At 57.7% G+C, this 23,688-nt stretch carries 22 protein-coding genes; 9 read left to right on the top strand and 13 right to left on the bottom strand.

The window, feature by feature from the left end:
- Positions 1–73: 73 nt before the first annotated feature.
- The 3 genes from mdtJ (at position 74) to P346_RS18215 (ending at position 2,998) form a co-directional block, all read left to right on the top strand.
- On the top strand, positions 74–436 hold the full coding sequence (mdtJ, locus tag P346_RS18205; RefSeq protein ID WP_029739354.1) for a multidrug/spermidine efflux SMR transporter subunit MdtJ: 363 nt from the start codon (positions 74–76) through the stop codon (positions 434–436).
- A complete protein-coding gene (gene mdtI, locus P346_RS18210) occupies positions 423–752 on the top strand; it encodes a multidrug/spermidine efflux SMR transporter subunit MdtI (protein WP_024909144.1) in 330 nt (109 codons plus the stop codon). The genes mdtJ and mdtI overlap by 14 nt, the downstream gene beginning before the upstream one ends.
- 83 nt (positions 753–835) lie before the next feature.
- The gene (locus P346_RS18215; RefSeq protein WP_032657614.1) at positions 836–2,998 is read left to right on the top strand and encodes a bifunctional diguanylate cyclase/phosphodiesterase; all 2,163 of its coding nucleotides are present in this window, start codon (positions 836–838) and stop codon (positions 2,996–2,998) included.
- 1 nt (position 2,999) lies between these two features.
- Here the strand turns inward: P346_RS18215 and P346_RS18220 are convergent, their stop codons facing one another.
- The 9 genes from P346_RS18220 to puuD form a co-directional block, all read right to left on the bottom strand.
- Entirely contained in the window at positions 3,000–3,821 is an 822-nt protein-coding gene (locus P346_RS18220) for a trypsin-like serine peptidase (RefSeq protein ID WP_032657612.1), read from the bottom strand.
- A 280-nt stretch (positions 3,822–4,101) separates the two neighbouring features.
- Positions 4,102–4,566, bottom strand: a complete 465-nt coding sequence (gene asr, locus P346_RS0121425) for an acid resistance repetitive basic protein Asr (protein ID WP_032657610.1) — start codon at positions 4,564–4,566, stop codon at positions 4,102–4,104.
- A 174-nt stretch (positions 4,567–4,740) separates the two neighbouring features.
- Entirely contained in the window at positions 4,741–5,265 is a 525-nt protein-coding gene (locus tag P346_RS18225) for a thioredoxin fold domain-containing protein (protein WP_233456511.1), read from the bottom strand.
- A 171-nt stretch (positions 5,266–5,436) separates the two neighbouring features.
- Positions 5,437–6,924 carry a carboxypeptidase M32 gene (locus P346_RS18230; RefSeq protein ID WP_032657604.1) on the bottom strand — a complete coding sequence of 496 codons (1,488 nt, stop codon included), beginning with the start codon at positions 6,922–6,924 and terminating at the stop codon, positions 5,437–5,439.
- Between the two features lie 150 nt (positions 6,925–7,074).
- Positions 7,075–8,346, bottom strand: a complete 1,272-nt coding sequence (gene puuE, locus P346_RS18235) for a 4-aminobutyrate transaminase (protein WP_032657602.1) — start codon at positions 8,344–8,346, stop codon at positions 7,075–7,077.
- 25 nt (positions 8,347–8,371) lie between these two features.
- Positions 8,372–9,652: an NAD(P)/FAD-dependent oxidoreductase gene (locus P346_RS18240; RefSeq protein ID WP_032657599.1), complete on the bottom strand. Its 1,281-nt coding sequence runs from the start codon at positions 9,650–9,652 to the stop codon at positions 8,372–8,374.
- Entirely contained in the window at positions 9,649–11,142 is a 1,494-nt protein-coding gene (gene puuC / locus P346_RS18245) for an aldehyde dehydrogenase PuuC (protein WP_032657597.1), read from the bottom strand. Before puuC ends, P346_RS18240 begins: the two co-directional genes overlap by 4 nt.
- 158 nt (positions 11,143–11,300) lie before the next feature.
- Positions 11,301–11,858: an HTH-type transcriptional regulator PuuR gene (gene puuR / locus P346_RS18250; protein WP_013096835.1), complete on the bottom strand. Its 558-nt coding sequence runs from the start codon at positions 11,856–11,858 to the stop codon at positions 11,301–11,303.
- 25 nt (positions 11,859–11,883) lie between these two features.
- Positions 11,884–12,648 carry a gamma-glutamyl-gamma-aminobutyrate hydrolase gene (gene puuD, locus P346_RS18255; protein ID WP_029739361.1) on the bottom strand — a complete coding sequence of 255 codons (765 nt, stop codon included), beginning with the start codon at positions 12,646–12,648 and terminating at the stop codon, positions 11,884–11,886.
- Positions 12,649–12,862: 214 nt separating this feature from the next.
- Between puuD and P346_RS18260 the strand changes: the two genes are divergently transcribed.
- The 3 genes from P346_RS18260 to P346_RS18270 all read left to right on the top strand — a co-directional run bounded on the left by P346_RS18260 (position 12,863) and on the right by P346_RS18270 (position 16,029).
- Complete coding sequence (locus tag P346_RS18260; protein ID WP_032657576.1) at positions 12,863–14,281, top strand: glutamine synthetase family protein; 1,419 nt, start codon at positions 12,863–12,865, stop codon at positions 14,279–14,281.
- Between the two features lie 172 nt (positions 14,282–14,453).
- On the top strand, positions 14,454–14,648 hold the full coding sequence (locus P346_RS23700) for a YmjE family protein (protein ID WP_032657574.1): 195 nt from the start codon (positions 14,454–14,456) through the stop codon (positions 14,646–14,648).
- A complete protein-coding gene (locus P346_RS18270; RefSeq protein ID WP_032657571.1) occupies positions 14,638–16,029 on the top strand; it encodes an APC family permease in 1,392 nt (463 codons plus the stop codon). Before P346_RS23700 ends, P346_RS18270 begins: the two co-directional genes overlap by 11 nt.
- Before the next feature lie 63 nt (positions 16,030–16,092).
- On the opposite strand, the gene P346_RS18275 is transcribed toward P346_RS18270, so the two are convergent.
- On the bottom strand, positions 16,093–17,346 hold the full coding sequence (locus P346_RS18275; protein WP_032657569.1) for an MFS transporter: 1,254 nt from the start codon (positions 17,344–17,346) through the stop codon (positions 16,093–16,095).
- Between the two features lie 121 nt (positions 17,347–17,467).
- Here P346_RS18275 and P346_RS18280 point away from each other — a divergent pair, with 121 nt between their 5' ends.
- From P346_RS18280 to bioD, 3 genes are all read left to right on the top strand, one after another.
- Positions 17,468–18,376 carry a LysR family transcriptional regulator gene (locus P346_RS18280; RefSeq protein WP_032657567.1) on the top strand — a complete coding sequence of 303 codons (909 nt, stop codon included), beginning with the start codon at positions 17,468–17,470 and terminating at the stop codon, positions 18,374–18,376.
- A 118-nt stretch (positions 18,377–18,494) separates the two neighbouring features.
- Positions 18,495–19,715, top strand: a complete 1,221-nt coding sequence (mlc, locus tag P346_RS18285) for a sugar metabolism global transcriptional regulator Mlc (RefSeq protein ID WP_023311510.1) — start codon at positions 18,495–18,497, stop codon at positions 19,713–19,715.
- Positions 19,716–19,845: 130 nt separating this feature from the next.
- On the top strand, positions 19,846–20,541 hold the full coding sequence (gene bioD, locus P346_RS18290) for a dethiobiotin synthase (RefSeq protein WP_024909130.1): 696 nt from the start codon (positions 19,846–19,848) through the stop codon (positions 20,539–20,541).
- Here bioD and clcB read toward each other — a convergent pair.
- The 3 genes from clcB to osmW all read right to left on the bottom strand — a co-directional run bounded on the left by clcB (position 20,476) and on the right by osmW (position 23,684).
- Positions 20,476–21,786 (bottom strand): voltage-gated ClC-type chloride channel ClcB, encoded by a 1,311-nt coding sequence (gene clcB, locus P346_RS18295; protein WP_071995949.1) that lies wholly within the window; start codon positions 21,784–21,786, stop codon positions 20,476–20,478. The two genes, bioD and clcB, sit on opposite strands and share 66 nt — an antisense overlap.
- A 102-nt stretch (positions 21,787–21,888) precedes the next feature.
- Positions 21,889–23,037 carry an osmoprotectant ABC transporter ATP-binding protein OsmV gene (gene osmV, locus P346_RS18300; protein WP_029739367.1) on the bottom strand — a complete coding sequence of 383 codons (1,149 nt, stop codon included), beginning with the start codon at positions 23,035–23,037 and terminating at the stop codon, positions 21,889–21,891.
- Positions 23,037–23,684 carry an osmoprotectant ABC transporter permease OsmW gene (gene osmW / locus P346_RS18305; RefSeq protein WP_023311514.1) on the bottom strand — a complete coding sequence of 216 codons (648 nt, stop codon included), beginning with the start codon at positions 23,682–23,684 and terminating at the stop codon, positions 23,037–23,039. Before osmW ends, osmV begins: the two co-directional genes overlap by 1 nt.
- Positions 23,685–23,688: the final 4 nt, after the last annotated feature.

Here is a 23,688-nt window from a genome sequence, read left to right as displayed (position 1 = left end):
TTTCAATTCGTATTTTTTGGTTTGCTGCACGCAGCGGGCCACGATGGATTATATTCTCAAGCAGGAGAAAAACATGTTTTACTGGATCCTATTAGCGCTGGCAATTATCGCTGAAATTACCGGCACGCTGTCTATGAAGTGGGCAAGCGTCAGCGATGGCAACACCGGTTTTATTTTGATGCTGGTGATGATTTCGCTTTCTTATATTTTCCTCTCGTTTGCGGTGAAAAAAATTGCGCTGGGCGTCGCGTATGCACTGTGGGAAGGGATCGGTATTTTGTTGATTACGCTGTTCAGCGTGCTGATATTTGACGAAACATTAACAACAATGAAGGTCGCCGGATTAACGACGCTGGTCGCGGGTATTGTGCTGATTAAATCGGGTACCCGTAAGCCTGGCAAACAGCAGAAGGAGCAGAACCATGCAACAGTTTGAATGGGTTCATGCGGCCTGGCTGGGGCTCGCCATCGTGCTGGAAATCCTGGCGAACGTTCTGCTGAAATTCTCGGATGGTTTTCGCCGTAAACTGTACGGCCTGATGTCGATTGCCGCGGTTCTGGGGGCGTTCAGCGCCCTGTCCCAGGCCGTAAAAGGGATCGATCTGTCGGTGGCCTATGCGCTGTGGGGCGGTTTTGGTATCGCCGCCACGCTGGCCGCAGGCTGGGTGCTCTTCGGCCAGCGCTTAAACAACAAGGGCTGGATGGGCCTCATCCTGCTGCTTGCCGGCATGATCATGATAAAACTCGCCTGACAGACCTCTCGCCATGATTTACAGGCAGCGAAATTCGCTGCCTGTATTACGCTTAGAAAAGCAAAACATGAAGAGGATGGCTGATGTATCACACATTAAGCTGGCGCAATATTCCCAATGCGAGAACGTTGTTTGCCATGGTCTTCATGGCGGGGATCGGCTTAATCATCTCCATCGTCGCACTGCTCTATCTTTCCCTGCATCTTATCAGCACCAAAACCAACGAAATTGATGAACACCGCACGGCGCTTTCCGTGCAGGGGGCCATTCAGACCTCGGTTAACCGCGTCTCTTCTCTGGTCCTTGATAACGCCGTCTGGGACGATGCGGTGCGGGAGGCCTACCGTCCCACGCTCGATACCGACTGGCTGTACAACACCTGGGGTGCCGGCTTTAAAATCAATAACCTCTATGACGGCACCTTCGTACTGGATGAGCATTTCAACGTCCTCTGGGGATCGTTTCAAAGCCGGCCCTTTAACGAAAAAAACCTCGATTTCTTTGGCAAAGGCCTCAAAGCGCTTATCGACCAGCACGGGCGCGCGCTCGTGGGTGAAAAAAATATCTATGCGGGGATCAGCCAGACGCGCACCGGCGTGGCCTTTGTCGGCATTGGGCTGATTCGCCCGATGGTCGGCAGGTTACAGGTCCACGACGGAACCCGCCGCTATCTGGTGATTACCCGCCATCTGAACGCCAAAATCTTATCTGACCTGGGCGGCACTTTTCAGATCGATAACCTCAATTTTACTCCAGACAAAATTAACGAGCGCAGTATGCCGCTGCACAGTGCCGCAGGGGAGTTGGTCGGATTTCTGAACTGGCAGGCGCGGCTTCCGGGCGCGCAGGCCGCCCGGGCGGCATCTTCTGATATCAGGCAGATTGTGGTGCTGGCGTCGGCGCTGATCCTGCTTTTCATTCTGGTGAGCAGCGTGGGGCTGTACAAACTCGCGCGCGGCGAAAGCCAGGCGCGTCTGGTTGCAAGAACGGACTGGCTAAGCCATTTGCCTAACCGGCGTGCGCTCATCGAGGCGCTGGATCGGGTGCGTTTACGCGGTGATACCGACGTCAAAAGCGTGGTGTTTATCGATCTCGATGGCTTTAAGGATGTGAATGACATCTACGGCCACAGCGTCGGTGACGATCTCATCGTGGCGATAGCGAAAACGCTGAATGAACGCGTGCCGCCCGGCGGGATGCTGGCGCGCTTGGGCGGGGATGAGTTCGCCATGACCATCGGCGGTGATGACGCAGAGGCGCAGGCTACCGCCTTTGCCGTTTCCGTGCTGGATTTTCTCACCACCCCGGTTCTGCTGGGGGAACGCACAATCCATATCGGTGCCAGCATCGGTATCGCCAGCGGAACCCTGACGGAATGCAACAGCTCGGAACTGTTTCGCCGCGCCGATATTGCCATGTATCACGCTAAAATGAGCGGGAAAGGGCGTATCACCCACTACGACGCGGAGCTTAACAGCGTCCGGGAACGCAAGCTGGCGATTGAAAATCAGATTCGTGACGGCCTGGAGCGCGATGAGTTTGAGGTCTGGTATCAGCCGATTATTGACGCCCGCAGCCAGACAATGAGCAGCGTCGAAGCGCTGGTCCGCTGGCCGCGTCGCCCGGAGGGGCCGCTGGGTCCGGATACCTTTATCGCCATTGCGGAGACCAGCGGTCTGATATACAAACTGGGTCAGTTTGTGCTGCAGCGGGCCTGTGAGGATCTGCAGCCGTACGGTGAATTAAAGCTCTCCGTTAATATCTCTCCCGCGCAGTTTCGCGATCCTGCCTTCGAAGAAAAAGTGGCCAGCGTGCTGGAGAGCACCCGTTTCCCGGCCCACCGGCTACAGCTTGAGGTCACGGAGAGCTATGTGCTGGAGAATCCGGAGCGTGCCCGCATGGCGATAGCCAATCTTAAAGCGCTGGGCACCGCGGTGGCGCTGGATGACTTTGGTACCGGCTATTCCAGCATTGGCTATTTGCGGCGTTTTAACTTCGACACCATCAAGATCGATAAATCCCTGGCCGGGCTGGTGGACCACGATGAACAGGCGGCTGCGCTGGTGAGCGGTACGGTGCGGATCGCCAATGCGCTGGGCATGGCGGTGGTGGCAGAAGGGGTGGAAACAGAGAAGCAAATGAAACTGCTGCGGCTGGCTGGCTGCGATCAACTGCAGGGTTTCTGGTTCAGCCAGCCTATGCCGATTGAGTCAATCAAAGCGTTACGTAAGGTCAGACGTTGCTGATTTACTGCTGCGCCAGCGCTTCCAGCTGGTCGCGGAAACCGGTAACGGACAGGGCCCGGTTATCGGCGCGCCACCGGTCTTTTGCCGCCGGCGCAGAGCTCTGGACACCAATCAACTGCCAGCCATTGTCGGTTTTCAGCATCAGCGGCGAACCGCTGTCACCCGGCAACGTATCGCACTGATGCGAAAGCACGCTGTTTTGCGCCCAGCCCGTCACAATACAGTCGCTGTGCGTATAAAGCGTATCCAGATGATCGACAGGATAGCCTGACTGCGTCACCTTTCGGTCGGCGGCTTTCAGCGCGGCGGTGAGGGCGGCTTTGTCGCCGTCAAATAACGGCAGTGGCGTAATGCCCGAAGGCGGGTAGCGTAAAACGATCAGGCCAAAATCCCACGAGGCGGCCGCCGGTGGCACTATCCAGCCGTCGCCATCCGGCTTCAGGCGTTTGCCGAGAGACGGATCGACCCGTCCTTCAATGCCGTGGATTTCATAGCGCCAGGTCCCTTTTTGCGACACAAACCGCAAGGCAACCGCTTTATCCGGCTTGCCGTTTGGCGGCGTTAACAAGCAGTGGCCTGCCGTCAGGGCAAGCTGCGGGGTGATCAGCGTCGCGGTGCATAAGTTACCGCTGGCGGTTTCCAGTTGACCTATAGCATCCCAGGGGGCCTGGGTGGGATCGGCGACGCGCGTACGATCGTCATGACCGAAAAAAAGCGTCTTTAGCTCTTTCGCGCTAATGGTGTCATCACCGCCATCATCCGCATGTGAGAATCCAGAAAAAAGACCAAACGTTCCCAGTAACAACACAACAGATTTACGCATATCACACTCTGGTGGGGGTAATTATGATTATTAAAAGTGAACCCTATGAAAATACTATAGACGGGACAGCGCTAAAGTGGGAGTAAAATCAGCGTGCTACAATCAGGAAAGATAAAAATGGCTGGCGATGAGCGCGCATAAAATAAGCAGGATCAGAATCAGCTCAAACCGATAGCGTCGCAGCATACGCCCTCCGGAAATAAAAAAACGGCGCGGAACCTGTTCCGGTTCAGCGCCGGTTTACCAACGTGCCCCGAAGGGCACGGTTAAGCTTGTACTCTTACGCAGCTGGCTGTGCAGCTGGTTTAGCAGCTTCGTGTTTTACTGCTTTTTTGTGATGCTTTTTAGCAGCCTGAGCTTTCTGTTCTACAGCTGGTTTGGTTGCTTTTTTGTGGTGCTTTTTAGCAGCCTGCGCTTTCTGTTCTACAGCTGGTTTGGTTGCTTTTTTGTGGTGCTTTTTAGCAGCCTGCGCTTTCTGTTCTACCGCTGGTTTAGCGGCTTTTTTGTGGTGCTTTTTGGCAGCCTGAGCTTTCTGCTCGGTTGGTGCTGCGGTTGCTGGTGCAGCGGCTTCTTTTTTCGCTGCAGCTTTGTGATGTTTCTTATGGTGAACCGCTTTTGCTGGCGCAGCGGTGGTGGTTGCAGCAGGCGCGGCAGCCGGTGCAGCAGTTGCGGTAGTGTCAGCAGCAAATGCAGCAGAAGACAGACCCATAGCAGCGGCAACAACCAGAGCTAATACTTTATTCATTCTCATACCCTCGAATTTGGTTTTTCATTTAACCCCACTGCGGGGCCGTTGAAATAACTATATCCCTGTAAATTCGAGGTTTCCGTGAGTGATTGGTATCGGCGTGTAACGGAATGTACAGCGGGGAGAAAAGTGTACGAACAGGCCAAACGCAGCTGCTCGTACGGGGCTCTGTTATTTGTTAAGTGTGGCCAGAATAGCCGCCGGAGACTGACTGCCTATAATCGTCCGTGATTCAGGCTCGATCACCACCATTACCGGGGTGATGCTAATGCCCAAACGTTCTGCCAGAGCAGATTGCCGCGCGATCAGATCGGAGCAGGCTGTGGTGGTGTCGTTATCCGGTAAAAATCCCGCCATCGCTTGTTGCAGGCTTTTGACCTTATCGGTTGAACACCAGACGCGCCCCATATCCTCAATTACCGAGTCGCGAATGGCGTTGGGCGCAACGGTCACAAACGACATCGTCAAACCGGCATCCGTATATTGCTTAACGTTTTTCACTACGTTGCTGCAGTAAATGCACTGATTATCAATAAACACCAGCAGCTTATATTTTTCAGCAGGAGCCTGAAACGTGATGGGCTGGAGGTCTGCAAGAGAGCGGGTAATATCGTTGAACGCGTCTTGCGGGGTATTATCCGTGGCTGCGAAAGTACTTAAACTGGTCGCACACAGAATGGCTAACATCGTTTTCATTATGCCTTTCATCATTCATCCCTTTATTTTTTTAATCCTGACCTGATGGCAGTCTAATTGTGTCGGAAGGACACGCATTCATACACCCGACGCAATCATGACAACATGTGCTAAATCATATTCTTATTGAAAAGGGGGAGAAGAGTGCCGGAGCAGGCTCCGGCAGAGGGATTAAAGATAACGTGAGGTCAGATGTTCGCGGAAGTAACGGATATTCAGATCCTCGCCCGTCGCCTGGGTGATTAACTGCGACGTGCTGAAGCGGCTACCGTGCTGCCAGATGTTCTGACGCAGCCACTCAAAGAGTGCGGAAAAATCACCTTCGGCGATGGAAGCCTGCAGACCCGGCAGTGCGGTTCTGGCGGCATGGAACAGCTGCGCGGCATACATAGCGCCAAGCGTGTATGACGGGAAATAGCCAAAACCGCCGTCGGTCCAGTGGATATCCTGCATACAGCCGTTGCGGTAGTTGTCTTTGGTGGATAGCCCGAGCCAGGCCTGCATTTTCTCATCCCACAGCGCGGGGATATCGTCCACCTCTATCTCGCCGTTGATCAGCGCGCGCTCAATCTCATAGCGCAGCACCACGTGGGCCGGGTAGCTCACTTCGTCCGCATCGACGCGGATATAGCCAGGCTTCACGCGCTGGTTCCAGGCAATAAAGTTCTCTTCGCTGAACGCCGCCTGGCTGCCAAAGCGGGCGTGTACCGCTGGGAGGAGATGTTTGAGGAAGGCTTCGCTACGCCCCAGCTGCATTTCAAAGAACAGGCTCTGTGACTCATGGATCGCGGTTGAGCGCGCCAGGGCAATCGGCTGTCCGGCCCACGCGCGCGGCAGGTTTTGTTCGTAGCGGGCGTGTCCGGTTTCGTGGATCACGCCAAACAGCGCGCTGAGCAGCTCATCTTCGTCATAGCGCGTGGTGATGCGTACATCTTCCGGGACGCCGCCGCAGAACGGGTGCGCGCTGACGTCCAGGCGGCCGCCGTTAAAATCGAAGCCGAGCATCTTCATAGCTTCCAGGCCCAGCTCACGCTGGGTTGCGGTCGGGAAGGGGCCCTGCGGGGGAATAAACGACCGCTGAGCCTGTTTTTCCACCACGTTTGCCAGCAGCTCCGGTAGCCAGGACTTCATATCGCCGAACAGAACGTCCAGACGCGCGCTGGTCATGTCGGGTTCAAAAATGTCCAGCAGCGCGTCGTAAGGCGTACAGCCTTTGGCTTCAGACCGCAGGCGAGCCTCTTCGCGGCTGAGTTTGACCACCTCTTTCAGGTTGGCAGAAAAACCCTGCCAGTCATTGGCGGGGCGCTGAGTACGCCAGGCGTGTTCACACCTGCTGCCTGCCAGGGATTTGGCTTCCACCAGCGATTCCGGCAGCAGGGTAGCCTGCTGGTAGTGGCGCGTCATTTCGCGCAGATTGGCCTGTTCGACATCATTCAGATCTTCACCTGCCGCCGCCGCTAACAGGTCGCCGACTTTTTTATCGGTCAGGATCTGGTGCTGCAGGACGCTCATCTCCGCGAGTGCTTCACCGCGCGCGGCGCTGCCGCCCGGCGGCATCATGGTGAACATGTCCCAGCTGGCGATGGAGGAGAGGTGCGAGAAGCGGGAGAGGCGCTGGAAGGTTTTCACAAGTGACTGATAGGCAGATGTTTTTTGCAATTCTTATTTCCTCTTGTCAGGGATGTGTTTCAGGGAGCATACAATGAAACAGATCAAATTCCCCAACATTTCCCACACGGAGGAAATCAATGCCGATCTCCTCCGTTGAAACCGTCGCCGGCATTCCGGCAGACGGTTTTCGGTGGGCACTTAGTCCTTATCACGCATAACCTGTTGCAAGATCGCCAGCGCCTGGGTGAACTGGGCATCCGGAATGGTCAGCGGATAAAGGAAGCGGATCACGTTGCCGTACTGGCCGCAGATCAACAACAGCAGGCCCTGGGCGAGCGCCTTTTGCTGGATCGCCTGCGCGATGGCGGCCGAAGGTTCGCGGCTCTCGGGATCAAAAAACTCCGCCGCAATCATCGATCCTCTGCCCCTTATCGCCACGAGCGCAGGATAGCTGCCCTGAATCTCCTCCAGCGTGGCTGTCAGTCGTTCGCCCAGATGACGGGCGCGCGCGCACAGTGACTCGCTGTCGATAATATTCAGCACCGCGTGCGCGGCGGCCACCGCAAGTGGGTTGCCTGCATAGGTTCCCCCCAGACCACCGGGCGCCGGCGCGTCCATGATCCCGGCGCGGCCCACCACGCCGGACAGCGGCATTCCGCCTGCCAGGCTTTTAGCCATCGTCATCAGGTCGGGCTTGTCCGCGTAGTGTTCCATGGCAAACAGTTTACCCGTACGGGCGAAGCCGCTCTGCACTTCGTCGGCAATCATCACGATCCCGTGCTCATCGCAGATACGGCGGATGGCGGCCACCAGTTCAGGCGGGGCGACGTTGAATCCGCCTTCACCCTGAATGGGTTCAAAAATAATCGCCGCCACCTGTTTCGCCTCAATATCTGCTTTGAACAGGCGCTCAATCGCCGTGATGGCATCCTGCGTTGTGATGCCGTGGAGCTCGGAGGGATACGGCACGTGATAAACCGACCCCGGGAAGGGGCCAAATCCCAGCTTATAGGGCGCGACCTTGCCGGTTAACGCCATGGTCATATAGGTTCGGCCGTGAAAGCCTCCCCCGAAGGCAATCACACCCGGTCTGCCGGTGTGGGCCCGGGCGATTTTAATGGCATTTTCCACCGCTTCCGCGCCCGTTGTGAAGAACGCCGTCTTGGCCGGGCTCTGCACCGGGGCCAGCTCGTTAAGCTTTTCGGCCAATGAAACGTAGTTTTCATACGGCACAATCTGATAGGCCGTATGGGTGAACTGGTGAAGCTGTTTTTCCACTGCGGCCACCAGTTCAGGGTGACGATGGCCGGTATTCAGTACCGCGATCCCGGCGGCGAAATCAATATAGTCGTTGCCTTCCACGTCGGTAAGCGTGGCATTCTCCGCCGTGCGGGCGAAGAAATCACACATTACGCCTACGCCGCGCGGGGTGGCAGAAAGTCTGCGCTGATGAAATTCCTGGTTATTCATGTCAGATACCCTTTTGTCGAAACGATCATACGCCAAGACGATCGCGCAGGCTGTAATACGCCGCGCCCATCGCCGTGAATGGGATCCGCAGGCTGCGACCGCCCGGGAAGGGGTAGTGCGGGAGTTTGGCAAACGCATCAAAGCGCTCGGCGTCACCGCGCAACAGTTCAGAGATAAGCCGTCCGGCCAGGTGGGTGCAGGTCACGCCGTGGCCGCTGTAGCCCTGCATGTAATAGATGTTTTTATCCAGACGACCAAACTGCGGCATACGCGACAGGGTCAGCAGGAAGTTGCCCGTCCAGCGGTAGTCGATTTTGACGCCTGCCAGCTGAGGGAAGGTTTGCAGCAGCTTTGGCATCACCAGGCGCTCGACATCGTCCGGATCGCGCGCGCCATAGACGACGCCACCACCGTACAGCAGGCGGTTGTCGGCGGTGAGGCGGTAGTAATCCAGCAGGTAGTTGCAATCTTCCACGCAGTAGTTATTGGGGATCAGCGTGCGGGCTACCTCCTCCGGCAGCGGGGCGGTGGTCACCACCTGGGTGCCGCAGGGCATGCTGCGTTTTGCCAGTTCCGGCTCTATCTTATCGCCCAGATAGGCATTCCCGGCGACGATCACGTAACGGGCCGTCACCTGGCCATGCTGCGTGCTCACCACGGCCGGGCTGGTGTGCTGAATGGCGGTCACCGGGGACTGTTCATACACCCGCCCGCCGTTCAGGCGAATGGCGTCCGCTTCGCCGATCGCCAGGTTCAGCGGATGAATGTGCCCCCCGCTGCGGTCCAGCAGCGCGCCGGTATAGCGCTCGCTGTCGACTTCCCGGCGGATGGCGCTGGCGTCCAGCAGCTCCAGCTGCGTGTTGCCGTAGCGTTCCCAGTTGGCTTTTTGCTCCTCCAGCGTCTCCATCTGCTTATGGTTTAACGCCACAAACAGCCCGCCGGGACGATAGTCGCACTGGATCTGATAGCGCTGGATACGCTCCCGGATGATCTCTCCGCCTTCAAACATCATGCTCCCGAGGACTCTGGCGGCGTCGGGTCCGTAGTTTTTCTCAATCACGTCGATATCGCGGCTGTAGGAGTTAACCAGCTGGCCGCCGTTGCGTCCGCTGGCGCCGAAACCGATGCGCGCCCCTTCAAGGAGCACCACGTCGTAGCCCATTTCGGCGAGATGAAGCGCGGAGGAGAGGCCGGTATAGCCGCCGCCCACCACGCACACGTCGCAGCTGATCGACTCGCTAAGCGTCGGGAAAGGTTCGTATGCGTTCGCGCTGGCCGCGTAGTAGCTGGTGGTATGTTCGGTCATGATTGAGGCTCCAGGGCAATCCAGATGGTTTTCAGTTCGGTAAATTTTTCCAGCGCGTGCAGGGACTTATCGCGACCGTTGCCGCTCTGCTTATAGCCGCCAAAGGGTACGGTCATATCACCGTCGTTATAGTTATTGACGAAGACCGAGCCTGCTTTCAGGCGGCGGCTCATGCGGTGTGCGCGGGAGAGATCGCGAGTCCATACCGCCGCGCCAAGCCCATATTCACTGTCGTTGGCCAGCGTTAAGGCTTCCTCTTCGGTTTTAAAACGGGTGACGACCAGCACCGGCCCGAAAATCTCTTCCCGGCAGAGCGGGGAGGCGGGGTCGATGTCGACAAAAATGGTTGGACCGACTGCGGAAGGCCATGATTGTTCCCGCCCGTCCAGCAGCAGCGTGCCTTTTTGGGTTCCCTCGCGAATAAACGTGTGGACGGTATCGGCGTGCGCAGCGTCGATGAGCATTCCCATCGTGCTGTCGGGATCGAGCGGATCGCCCGGCTGCCAGTGACGGGCCTGCGCTTTCAGCTTTGCCAGGAAGTCATCAGCGATGCTGTCTTCGAGCAGCAGGCGGGTACCGGCGATACAGACTTGCCCCTGGTTATAGAAAATCCCGGCGGCGGTCGCGCTCACTGCCTTGTCCAGGTCCGGACAGTCGGCAAAGATAATGTTGGCGCTCTTGCCGCCTGCCTCCAGCCAGACGCGCTTCATGTTGCTTTCACCCGCGTCCTTCAACAGCTGCTTGCCGGTACGGGTAGAGCCGGTAAACGTCAGCACCTCGACCTCAGGATGCAGCGCCAGCGCCTGGCCCGCTTCGTGGCCGTAACCGCTTATCACATTCAGCACGCCGTCCGGCAGGCCCGCCTCTTTCGCCAGCCCGGCCATGCGCAGGGCGGTGAGCGGCGATTTCTCCGACGGTTTCAGTACCACGCTATTGCCCGCGATCAGCGCCGGGCCCAGCTTCCAGCAGGCCAGCAGCAGCGGGAAGTTCCAGGGGACGATGGCCGCGACAACCCCGATCGGCTCGCGCACGATCATCGCCAGCTCGCCCGGACCCGTAGGCGCCACTTCGCCGTAGACTTTATCCGCCGCTTCGGCGTACCAGCGAATGGCGCGCGCTGCGCCGGGTATATCGTCGCGCAGGCTGTGGCGGATGGGTTTACCGGTGTCCAGCGTTTCCAGTAAGGCCAGCTCTTCGACGTGGCGTTCCATCAAATCGGCGAGCTTATGCAGCACGGCCTTGCGCTGTATCGGAGACGCCTGCGACCAGTCACCGCGTTCAAATACCTCACGCGCGGCCTGCACCGCACGGTCCACGTCCGCCTGCTTGCCCCGGGCCACATTCGCCAGCGTCTGCAGGGTGGCGGGATTGACGGTTTCAAACGTGGTATTATCGGCGGCATCACAATAGGCACCGTTAATAAATAGCCGGGTCTCAATGGCGCTGTTTTTTGCTTTATCCTGCCAGTAAGTCAGGTGCTTAAAATGCATATTCACTCCTTTCTTTCGCAATCAGATAAATAAAGGCATGGCCGTTTCAGGCAATACGAAGCCGTGAGGCATCCCGGGAATTAACCCGTTGAATGCCGACATTGATCGTTTTTTATTTGTCCCGGCGTAAGCGCGCTTACGCCGGGACCGAGTGGTAATTAGAACGTGGTGGGGGTGTGGGCACTGATAATGCGGCAGATGCCTGCCGAGGTGTTGCTGAAGCTGTGCGGTATGCCGGTATTGATGGCATAGCTCTGCCCCGCAACCAGGTGATATGGCTGGCCATTAATGGTCAGCACTATTTCACCTTCCAGTATCGTACCGATCTCCTCACCCTGATGTTTGATCCTCTCTCCGGTCGTGGTTCCAGGCTGGTAAGTTTCAAAAATCATCGCCAGCGTACGGTTCGGATTTCCGTTATGAACCAGCTTCATCGAAACACCCTGACTGCCTATTTCGATAAGGTCTTCCTGATTAATAACCACCTGCGGTTCATCAGGTTTTTCCGGTTCCGAAAAGAATTCCGAGAGCGACAGCCCATAAACTTTCAGCAGCTTTTGCAGCGTACTGATGGCAGGACTGACTTTATCCTGCTCAATGGTGCTGATGGCACTGTGTGTTAACCCAGACAGTTCGGCGGCACGCCGCTGCGAGAGACCCAGCTGCTGGCGGATCTCTGACAGACGTTTCCCTGGCGCCAGTCCGTCATCGCTCATAGTTGCATTTCCTTTACGATAGTGGTCAAAGCCGTTGCTTCTCGGCAACGTGGCTTTGACAGGCGGTGATAAAACCTTCAAACAACATGCGTGACAGGGCGTACTCGCTGCTGTTCCATTCGGGGTGCCATTGCACGCCGAGGGCAAAAGGGTGGTCATGAACGCTAACCGCTTCGACCAGCCCGTCCGTCGAACGGGCCTCCACGCGGAGCCGTGGTCCTAACGTTCGTGCACCTTGCCCGTGTAACGAGTTTACCCAAAATTTGTTGCAGCCTGGTATTAATTGAGACAGCAGTCCTCCCTCCTGAACCTGAACCTCATGAGAAGGGGCGTATTGTAGCTCAACCGGCAGTTCAGCATCCTCCCGGTGTTCAAGCAGGTCGTTCTGCTCGAACAGGCGGCGATACAGCGTCCCTCCCGTCGCAACAACCAGTTCCTGCAGCCCCCGGCAGATGGCGAAAATGGGGATGCGCCTTTCGAGCGCGGCGGCAATCAGCGCCATACTCAGAAGATCTCGCCCGGGATCGGCGTTAGGCTCATCGCCGTTTTCACCATAAAGGTGCGGCTGCACGTTACTTGGGCTGCCCGGCAGGTAAATTCCGTCCAGGGTTGGCAGCAGAGCGGCCATTAGCTCAGGCTCCGCCAGCGCATGCGGTAAGGCAATAGGTAAGCCCCCCGCGTTAATAACGGCATTCAGGTACTTTTCTTGCAGGGTCTGGGTCTCATGACCCTTAAGCCTGTTTCTACACATCACCACGCCAATAACTGGCTTGTTCATTATATTTTCCATGATCGCCCTCACAAAGTGGACTAAATTTAGGCCATTCTCACCTCTGGAACGGCCTTTTCGTTCAATATTTTCTCAATCTAGCAACGGGATCTGCCTTTTGCAAACTTAATTTAACATTTGACAAACAATTTGTTTGCATACAAATTCGATAGGGTGGACATTATATTTGACAGTCCAGAGCAGCGAACGCAAATCCCAAAAACGGTGGTAAATCATGGAAACCAATATCGTAGAAGTTGAGAACTTTGTGCAGCACACGGATGAGAGGCGGGGCAGCGCCTTTACGCAGGAAGTGAAGCGCTATTTAGAAAAGTATCCTGACACCCAGTTTATTGATGTCCTCCTGACCGACCTGAACGGCTGTTTTCGCGGCAAACGTATCCCGGTTGCCGGACTGAGCAAACTTGAAAAAGGCTGCTATTTCCCGGCATCGGTTTTCGCCATGGACATTTTGGGTAACGTCGTGGAAGAGGCGGGCCTGGGGCAGGAGCTCGGCGAGCCGGACTGTATCTGCGTGCCGGTACCGGGCACCCTGACACCGTCCGCCGCCGACCCGGAATACATTGGTCAGGTGCAGCTCACCATGGTCGATGAAGATGGCGCTCCCTTTGACGTTGAGCCGCGGAACGTACTCAACCGACTCTGGCAGCAGCTGCGCCAGCGCGGTCTGTTCCCCGTGGTAGCGGTAGAGCTGGAGTTCTATTTGCTTGACCGTAAACGCGATGCCGAAGGCTATCTGCAGCCACCCTGCGCGCCGGGCACCGACGTGCGTAACACGCAGAGTCAGGTCTACTCGGTTGACAACCTCAACCACTTTGCTGACGTGCTGAATGACATTGACGAGCTGGCGCAGCTGCAGTTGATCCCCGCCGACGGGGCAGTGGCCGAGGCCTCTCCGGGCCAGTTTGAGATTAACCTGCACCATACGGAAAACGTACTTGATGCCTGCGATGATGCGCTGGCGCTAAAACGTCTCGTCAGGCAGATGGCGGAAAAACATAAGATGCACGCCACGTTTATGGCAAAGCCGTATGAAGAGCATGCGGGCAGCGGGATGCATATCCACATCAGCATGCAAAACAACAGAGGCGAAAATGTGCTCGCAGACGCCAGCGGCGAGGATTCCGCGCTGCTGAAACGCGCGCTGGCCGGGATGATCGACCTGATGCCGGCGTCCATGGCGCTGCTGGCACCGAACGTCAACTCCTACCGCCGTTTCCAGCCGGGAATGTACGTGCCGACGCAGGCGTCATGGGGACACAACAATCGCACGGTTGCCCTGCGTATCCCCTGCGGCGATCGCCATAACCATCGGGTCGAGTACCGGGTGGCGGGAGCAGACGCGAATCCGTATCTGGTGATGGCGGCAATTTTTGCCGGCATTCTGCATGGGCTGGATAACGATTTACCCCTGCAGGAAGAAGTTGAAGGCAATGGTCTGGAGCAGGACGGACTGCCGTTCCCCATCCGTCAGAGCGATGCGCTGTGGGAATTTATGCAAAACGATCGTCTTCGCGAGCGGCTGGGCGAGCGTTTCTGCCACGTCTATCACGCCTGCAAAAATGATGAATTACTGCAGTTTGAACGCCTGATCACCGAAACTGAAATTGAGTGGATGCTGAAAAACGCCTGATAACGTGCCCCGGTAAGGGGCCGCTTTGTTTCATCGCATACGTATCATCCAACGGCCTGCGCGGAGCCTGGCCTAACTGTTTGCTGGCACGCCAGCTATCTCCCGGGAGTCGCGTTATGGAGCGCAGGCGGCACAGGGATTTTCTTAACGACACTGTGTGACGAGGTAAGAAATGATGCAGATGTTCAACTATCCGCAGGGCGAAGGGGGCCAGTCAGGCGCCTGCTGTGAGTGCGAGCCAGAGACGGTGCGCTGGTACGATGGCGTGTATTCTTTACAACTTCCCCCTTTGCTAAGCAGGTTTGCGTCAAGGTCAACGCAATTGCAAACCACGGTAAGCATGGGGGGGACGGTTTATGGCGACTAACACCTCTCTTGACTCGCCGGGCATGGCCGGAAGAACCCGGCTGCGCAGTTCCCTCAAGCTCTGGCAGGTGGTCATGATGGGGCTGGCTTACCTCACCCCCATGACCGTGTTTGATACCTTCGGCATTGTGTCCGGTATCAGCAATGGCCACGTGCCCGCCTCGTATCTCCTGGCGCTGGCTGGCGTCATGTTTACCGCCATCAGCTACGGCAAGCTGGTACGACAGTTCCCGGAAGCGGGCTCTGCGTACACCTACACGCAGAAATCGATCGGACCCCACCTCGGTTTTATGGTCGGCTGGTCTTCGCTGCTGGACTATCTCTTCCTGCCGATGATCAACGTGCTGCTGGCGAAGATCTACCTTTCCGCGCTGTTCCCTGAAGTCCCTCCGTGGGTCTGGGTGGTGGGGTTTGTGACGATACTGACGCTGGCGAACCTGAAGAGCGTTAATTTAGTCGCCAACTTTAACACCCTGTTTGTGCTGGTGCAGGTCGCTATCATGGTGGTGTTTGTCATACTCGTGGTGCATGGCCTGCACAAGGGTGAGGGCGTCGGCACCGTCTGGTCGCTCCAGCCGTTTATCAGCGAGAACGCACACCTGATCCCTATTATTACCGGCGCGACGATCGTCTGCTTCTCTTTCCTCGGCTTTGACGCGGTCACCACGCTGTCGGAGGAGACGCCAAACGCGGCGCGGGTGATTCCCAAAGCCATTTTCCTGACCGCGCTGTATGGCGGGCTGATATTCATTGTTGCCTCGTTTTTCATGCAGCTCTTTTTCCCGACGATCGCGCGCTTCAAGAACCCGGACGCCGCGCTGCCGGAAATTGCGCTGTACGTGGGCGGGAAGCTTTTCCAGTCGGTGTTTCTGTGTACCACGTTTGTGAATACGCTCGCTTCAGGACTGGCCTCGCACGCCAGCGTCTCACGCTTGTTGTATGTGATGGGGCGTGACAACGTCTTTCCGGAGCGGGTGTTTGGTTACGTGCATCCGAAATGGCGGACTCCGGCTCTGAACGTCATTATGGTAGGGATAGTGGCGCTGTCGGCCCTGTACTTTGACCTCGTGACCGCGACGGCGCTGATCAACTTTGGCGCGCTGGTGGCGTTTACGTTTGTTAATCTCTCGGTATACAACCATTTCTGGCGGCGTAAGGGGATGAACAAAACGTGGAAAGATCGGTTCCACTATCTCCTGCTGCCGCTCATTGGTGCCGTAACGGTTGGGGTGCTTTGGATAAACCTCGAAGCGACGTCCCTGACGCTTGGCCTCATCTGGGCGGCACTGGGGATCCTTTACCTGACATGGCTAACGCGCCGTTTCCGCAAACCGCCTCCGCAGTTTGAAGCCGCTAAGATAGAGCAGGCCTGGGATTCCTGAACGATAAACGGCACCAGTACGCTGGTGCCGTTTATCGGGATCGGGAATCAGCCCGCAGGCTTATTATCTCAGACGTTTATGAAGACTTGCCCCCACCAGCAGCGCCGCGCACAGCATCAGCGCAATAAACCCGCCCACGCCGTTCCAGCCGTAGCTATGCCAGAACACGCCGCCGAGAGTCCCGGCGATGCTGGAACCCAGGTAATAGCTAAACAGATACAGCGACGACGCCTGACCTTTGGCGCGACGCGCGCGCGGGCCAATCCAGCTGCTGGCGACCGAGTGAGCGGCGAAGAACCCCGCGGAGAAGAGCAGCATTCCGGCAAAAATCAGCCACAGGGAAGAGAAGAGCGTCAGCAGCAGGCCGACCAGCATCACCGCCGTGAAGAAGAGCATGACCGGGCCGCGTCCATAGCGAGCGGTCATTGCCCCGGCCTTCGGTGAACTCCAGGTTCCGGTTAAATAAGCAACCGAGAGTAAACCGACGATAGCCTGGCTCAGATGCCACGGCGAGAGCATCAGGCGGTAGCCAATATAGTTAAACAGCGTGACAAAGGACCCCATCAGCAGAAAACCCATCAGGAACAGGCGCGGCAGCCCTTTATCACGCCAGTGCAGGCGGAAGTTGATAAACAGCGTTTTTGGGCGCAACGAGGTCGGGCGGAAATGGCGCGATTCCGGCAGAATTTTCCAGAACATCAGGGCTGATGCCAGCGCAAAACACCCGATGACCGCCAGCGCAATACGCCAGCTAAAGAAGTCCGTAAAGACCCCGCTCAGCAGGCGTCCGCTCATTCCGCCAATCGAGTTCCCGCTGATGTAAAGCCCCATCGAGAAGGCCACAAAGCTCGGGTGGATCTCCTCGCTGAGGTAGGTCATCCCAACCGCCGCCACGCCGCTGAGCGAGAGCCCAATTAGCGCGCGCATCACCAGAATGCCGTGCCAGCTGGTCATCATCGTCGAGAGTAACGTACAGACCGACGCCAGCATCAGTGCGGTAACCATCACCTGTTTACGGCCAATGGCGTCGGACAGCGGCCCGGTAAAGAGCAGGCCAATCGCCAGCATGCCGGTAGAAATAGAGAGTGAAATACTGCTGCTGGCAGGCGATACGCCAAACTCATGAGAGAGAACCGGCAGGATCGGCTGAACGCAATAGAGCAGGGCGAAGGTGGCCAGACCGGCGGAAAAGAGCGCCAGCGTGACGCGCATAAACTGAGGGGTACCACGTTTAATAAACTGCACCGGCTGTGATGCTGCAGGTAAATCATCAATATCATTTGCCGGAGTGATATCAATGGTAGTTGTACGACTCACACATGTTCCTTGCTTAAACATCCCCGTGATTTCTGGTGACGGGTATGACCACATGTTCAGGGTAGGAAAATGTAAATATTCTGTCTAATATATTAATAATCTCAAATGATACTTTAAAAATATGAATATCGAGCTGCGTCATCTTCGCTACTTTGTCGCCGTCGCCGAGGAGCTGCATTTTGGCCGCGCGGCGGCGCGGCTGAATATCTCTCAGCCACCGTTAAGCCAGCAGATTCAGATCCTGGAACAGCAGGTCGGGGCGCGCCTTCTGGCCCGCACCAACCGCAGCGTGAGCCTGACGGCGGCGGGGAAGCAGTTCCTGATCGACAGCCGACAAATTCTGAGCATGGTCGATGACGCCGCCGCTCGGGCAGAACGGCTCTATCTCGGGGAAGCCGGAGAGCTGCGAATCGGGTTTACCTCTTCCGCGCCGTTTATCAGCGCCGTCTCGGAGACGCTATCGTCATTCCGTCGTCGCTTTCCGGATGTTCACATTCAGACGCGCGAAATCAACACCCGCGAGCAGATTGCGCCGCTGAATGAAGGTTCGCTGGATCTGGGGCTGATGCGTAACACCCAGCTGCCGGACACGCTGGCTTGGGAGGTGATCCTGCGCGAGCCGCTGATGGCGATGATCCCACACGATCACCCGCTGGCGTCGCGTCCGGCGGTCTCGCTGGCAGAGCTGGCAAAAGAGCCGTTTGTCTTTTTTGACCCGCAGGTCGGGACGGGTCTGTATGACGATATCCTGGGACTGATGCGCCGCTACGATCTCGCCCCGGTCATCACCCAGGAGGTGGGGGAAGCGATGACCATTATAGGCCTGGTGGCGGCCGGGTTGGGCGTGTCTATTCTTCCTGCCTCCTTTAAACGGGTACAATTGCGCGAAATGCGCTGGGTGACCATCGCCGAAGAGGATGCCGTTTCCGAAATGTGGCTGGTCTGGTCAAAGCACCGCGAGCAGAGCCACGCCGCGCAGCGTTTCAAACAGCAGTTAATAAGCGCCTCTGCCGGGCGGCATTTTCAGTGAAAATAGGGCAAAAATGTGCGGTAAATCACATGGCTAAGTAAATATTTGACGACGGACATGGAAGTGCTTCACCATAGCAAACAGTTTATTTCGAAGCTCGAAAATAAGGGAGTACGAGGTGGTTGCTGATAGTCAGCCAGGGCACATCGATCAGATTAAGCAGACCAACGCTGGCGCGGTGTATCGCCTGATTGATCAGCTTGGTCCGGTTTCGCGTATCGATCTTTCGCGCCTGGCACAACTGGCACCTGCCAGTATCACCAAGATTGTCCGCGAGATGCTGGAAGCGCACCTGGTTCAGGAGACGGAAATTCAGGAGCCGGGCAGCCGTGGCCGTCCGGCAGTCGGGCTGGTGGTTGAAACGGAAGCATGGCACTACCTGTCACTGCGCATCAGCCGGGGGGAGATCTTCCTTGCGCTGCGTGACCTGAGCAGCAAGCTGGTGGTGGAAGACCGCCTTGAACTGCCGCTTAACGCGGAGGAACCGCTCCTCGACGCGATTGTCTCGCACATCGATCACTTCTTTATCCGCCATCAGCAGCGGCTTGAACGCTTAACGGCGATTGCCATCACCATGCCGGGAATTATTGATACCGAAAACGGTATTGTTCACCGTATGCCGTTTTACGACGACGTCAAAGAGATGCCGCTGGGCGAGGTGCTGAAAAATCATACCGGCGTGCCGGTCTATATTCAGCATGACATCAGCGCCTGGACAATGGCGGAGGCGCTGTTTGGCGCGTCGCGCGGCGCGCGGGATGTGATTCAGGTGGTCATCGACCATAACGTCGGGGCGGGCGTGATCACCGACGGACGTCTTCTCCACGCCGGAAGCAGCAGCCTGGTGGAAATTGGCCACACCCAGGTCGACCCGTACGGCAAGCGCTGCTACTGCGGGAACCACGGCTGTCTGGAGACCATTGCCAGCGTGGAAAGCGTGCTGGAGCTGGCGCAGGTTCGGCTGAGCCAGTCCATGAGCTCCTCGCTGCACGGACAACCCTTAACGGTGGATTCTCTCTGCGCCGCCGCGCGCCAGGGCGATCTTCTGGCGAAGGACATTATTACCGGGGTGGGGAATAACGTTGGCCGCATTCTGGCCATTATGGTGAACCTCTTCAACCCGCAAAAAATCCTCATTGGCTCACCGCTGAGCCAGGCGGCGGAGATCCTCTTCCCGGCGATCTCGGCCTGCATCCATCAGCAGTCGCTTCCCGCCTACAGCAAAAATATTGCGGTAGAAAGCACCCAGTTTTCCAACCAGGGAACCATGGCCGGCGCGGCGCTGGTCAAAGACGCCATGTATAACGGCTCGCTGTTGATCCGCCTGTTGCAGGGTTAACTCTTTTCCGCAGATGTAAGAAAAATTGCGCTATCTCAAGCCGGGTAGCGCACGCATCCCGTAGACTTCCTCCACTGAATTATTTACCTGGTTTATATTTTCGAAGCATACCCAAGAGGTGGAGTGAGTCATGCTTAAGCGTTTCTTTGTTACTGGTACAGATACCTCTGTCGGCAAGACCGTCGTATCCCGCGCATTGCTGCAGGCGCTGGCAGCAAGCGGTAAACGCGTGGCAGGGTACAAACCGGTCGCAAAAGGCAGTAAAGAGACGCCAGAGGGATTGCGTAATAAAGACGCCCTGGTGCTGCAAAGCGTCTCGTCACTGGAACTGCCTTATCACGCGGTCAATCCCATTGCGTTAAGCGAAGAGGAGAGCAGCGTAGCGCACAGCGGCCTGATTAATTATCCCCTGTTGTCCGACGGCCTGGCGAACCTGAGCGAGAAGGTTGACCACGTGGTGGTGGAAGGAACGGGGGGCTGGCGCAGCCTGATGAATGACCTGCGCCCGCTGTCTGAATGGGTCGTGCAGGAGCAGCTTCCGGTGGTGATGGTGGTGGGTATCCAGGAAGGGTGCATCAACCACGCGCTGCTGACGGCGCAGGCGATTGCCAATGACGGCCTGCCGCTGGTTGGCTGGGTAGCAAACCGCATCAATCCGGGCCTGGCGCACTACGCGGAGATCATCGACGTGCTGAGCACCAAGCTGCCCGGACCGCTGGTGGGCGAGCTGCCTTATCTGCCACGCGCCGAGCAGCGCGAGCTAGCGCAGTACATCGATCTCTCTGCCCTCGGTGGCGTGTTGACCGTAGATCGAGTCGTGGCGTAACGTCCGCGACAGCACGGACGCCACCACGCAGGCGATCAGCAGGCCGGGCAGTAAAAAATACTGCCCGGTCATTTCACAGACCATCAGCGCCGACATAATGGGCGCATGCGTGGTCGCGGCAAGTAGCGTTGCCATCCCCGCCAGCCCCAGCAGAATCGCCGTCTCAGAACCCGGCAGCCACAGCGCGAACAGCTGCGCAAACAGCATTCCCGTCGCCATACCGACAAACAGCGTGGGCGTAAACACCCCGCCCGGCGCGCCCGATCCGCTGCTTGCCAGTACCGCCAGCAGCTTACAGATGAACACCCCGGCAATCACCGACAGCAGCGGCGGCGCGAGCAGAAAAGCCTGAACCACGCTGTAGCCATTCCCCCAAACCTTCGGCGTCAGGAGAGACAGCAGCCCGACGATCGCACCACCCAGCGCTAATTGCCAAGGCGGCGAAAGCTTGAGGCGCAGGAAAAGCCCGTGGCTGAAGTCCATCAGCCACATCAGCAGCGGTCCGCAAAGGCCCGCCAGCAGGCCCATCGCGACGAGAAGAGCATAATCGGCCGTGGTGAGGATGCCGCTCAGATGGACCGCGTAGAGCGTACCGGCGCCCGGTGCCAGAAGCTGCGTGGTGAGAAGCGCCACCACCGCCGCGATAACCACGGGGCCGAGCGAGGCCAGCATCAGCGTGCCAAACAGAATCTCAGCGATGAACAGGCTTCCGGCTAACGGAGCATGGTAGGCACTGGCCATCCCGGCGGCGGCGGCGCAGGCTATCCATAATTTCCATTCGGATTTGGGCGTAAAGCGCCGGGCGAAAAGGGAGGCGGCGAGGGCGGCAAGAAGGATCATCGCCCCTTCACGCCCGATGGCGCTTCCGCTGGCAACGACCAGCAGCGAGGCAAGGGATTTCACAAGGCTGGCGCCGTAGTCAAACTGGCCGTCACCGGTCTCCAGCGCTTCCATGTAATCGGTGGGGGCATGAGGCCGCTGCGCGGTCAGACGCTGCCATCCCCAGAGCAGCAGCCCGGCGGCCAGCCCGCCCAGCGCTGGCGTCAAGGCGCGCCGCCAGGGCGAGAGCGACGCAGCGGCATTCACCAGGCTGCCGCTGTCGTTGCTGAGAAGCAGCCATTCCAGCAGGTACATGCTGTGGCGGAATACCGCAACGGCCAGCGCGGCCAGCACGCCGGTGACGGTGGCAATCAGCAGTCGGCGAAACATCGCGCGGATGTCAGGGTAGGTATGGAGACGTAGCATGGGTCGCGATTAAACGGGGACGATACGATATTGTGGCGTGAAATCGTGGGGTTAGCAAAAGGTCTGCGTGCGAAAAGGCCGGGCGATGCCCGGCCAGAAAGGTTAGCTGTCGCTATGAATATTCAGCGCCCGGCGCGTACGCCCGGAGCTCAGGTACTCGGCAATATAGTCCTGCGAAATCTCGCCGTTGTAGCGACCATCCTCATCCACGATCGGCATCCAGCTGGTATTACTCTCATACAGACGTGAAAGCACCACGCGCAGGTTGTCTTCCGCCTTGCCGGTCATGCGGAACGGATGCAGGATGTCGGCGCAGGTACCGCTGGCGTTACGCGCTTCGCGACGTTTCACAAAGCCCAGCGGTTTGCCGTGCTCATCGACCACCGTAACGGCACGAATGTCATTATCATCCATGGTCGCAAAGGCGTCGGGAAGCGGAGTTGAGCCCCGCACCGTAATGGTCGGCTGCTGGTCGGTGACGTCGCCCGCCGATACCAGCAGCAGGCGCTTCAGCGTCCGGTCCTGGCCGACGAACGAGCCGACAAACTCATTCGCCGGTTTCGCCAGCAGTTCATCCGGGCTGGCGCACTGCACGATTTTCCCCTGACGGAACACCGCAATACGGTCGCCGAGCTTCAGGGCTTCATCGATATCGTGGCTCACCAGCATGACGGTTTTTTTCAGCTTGCGCTGCATCTCCAGGAACTGGTTCTGGATCACCTCACGGTTGATCGGGTCCACCGCGCCGAAGGGTTCATCCATCAGCAGTACCGGAGGATCAGCGGCCAGAGCGCGGATCACGCCGATACGCTGCTGCTGGCCGCCGGACATCTCGCGAGGGTAGCGGTTCAGGAACTTATGCGGATCCATCGCCACCATATCCATCAGCTCTTCGGCGCGGGTTTTGCAGCGTGCTTTATCCCAGCCCAGCATGCGCGGCACGACGGTGATGTTCTCTTCGATGGTCATGTTCGGGAACAGGCCAATCTGCTGGATCACGTAGCCGATGTTGCGGCGCAGGGTGACGGTGTCCATCCCGCTGGTGTCTTCACCGTTGATCAGGATCGTCCCGCTGCTTGGGGTAATGAGGCGGTTAATCATCTTCAGGGTGGTGGTCTTCCCGCAGCCGGACGGGCCGAGCAGGACGCACATTTCCCCTTCGGGCACGGTCAGGTTGACGTTGTCGACGGCCTTAAAGGTCTGGCCGTGCTTCTGTGAAAATTGTTTGGTGAGGTTTTCCAGTTTTATCATTATCGAATCCCCTTTGGAGTCAGAACCACCTGCAGACGGTGCAGCAGCCAGTCGAGCACAATCGCTAAAAGACAAATCATCAGCGCGCCCGCAATCAACATGCGAATATCGCTTCCGCCGATGCCGTTGAGCAGCAGCAGGCCCAGGCCGCCCGCGCCGATCACGGCGGCAATCGCCATCACGCCGATATTCATCACCACGGCGGTGCGGATGCCGCCGAAAATCACCGGTAGCGCCATCGGTATCTCGACCCAGCGCAGCCGCTGCCAGAAGGTCATGCCGATGCCGCGTCCGGCTTCGCGCAGGCCCGGCGGCAGGCTGTCGAGCGCCGTATGGGTGTTACGCACAATCGGCAGCAGCGAGTAGAGAAACACCGCCGTGATCGCGGGCAGGGCACCAATACCCTGACCGATCAGCGAAAACAGCGGGATCATCAGGCCAAACAGGGCGATGGACGGAATGGTCAGCACGATGGTGGCAATCCCCAGCACCGGCGTAGCCAGCCACCTGTGGCGGACAATCAGAATACCCAGCGGTACGCCGATGATGATGGCTAAACCTACGGCCAGCGCCACCAACCACAGGTGCTGAAGGGTGAGGGTTAAGAGGTAATCCCAGTTGTCCAGAATGTAGTGAATCGTCTCCATAGCG

This window comes from Enterobacter sp. DC1 (assembly GCF_000568075.1).
In the GTDB taxonomy this organism is placed as follows: domain Bacteria; phylum Pseudomonadota; class Gammaproteobacteria; order Enterobacterales; family Enterobacteriaceae; genus Enterobacter; species Enterobacter asburiae.
The sequence above is the reverse complement of the archived record's forward strand: the minus strand, read 5'-3'. Positions and strand labels throughout refer to the sequence as shown.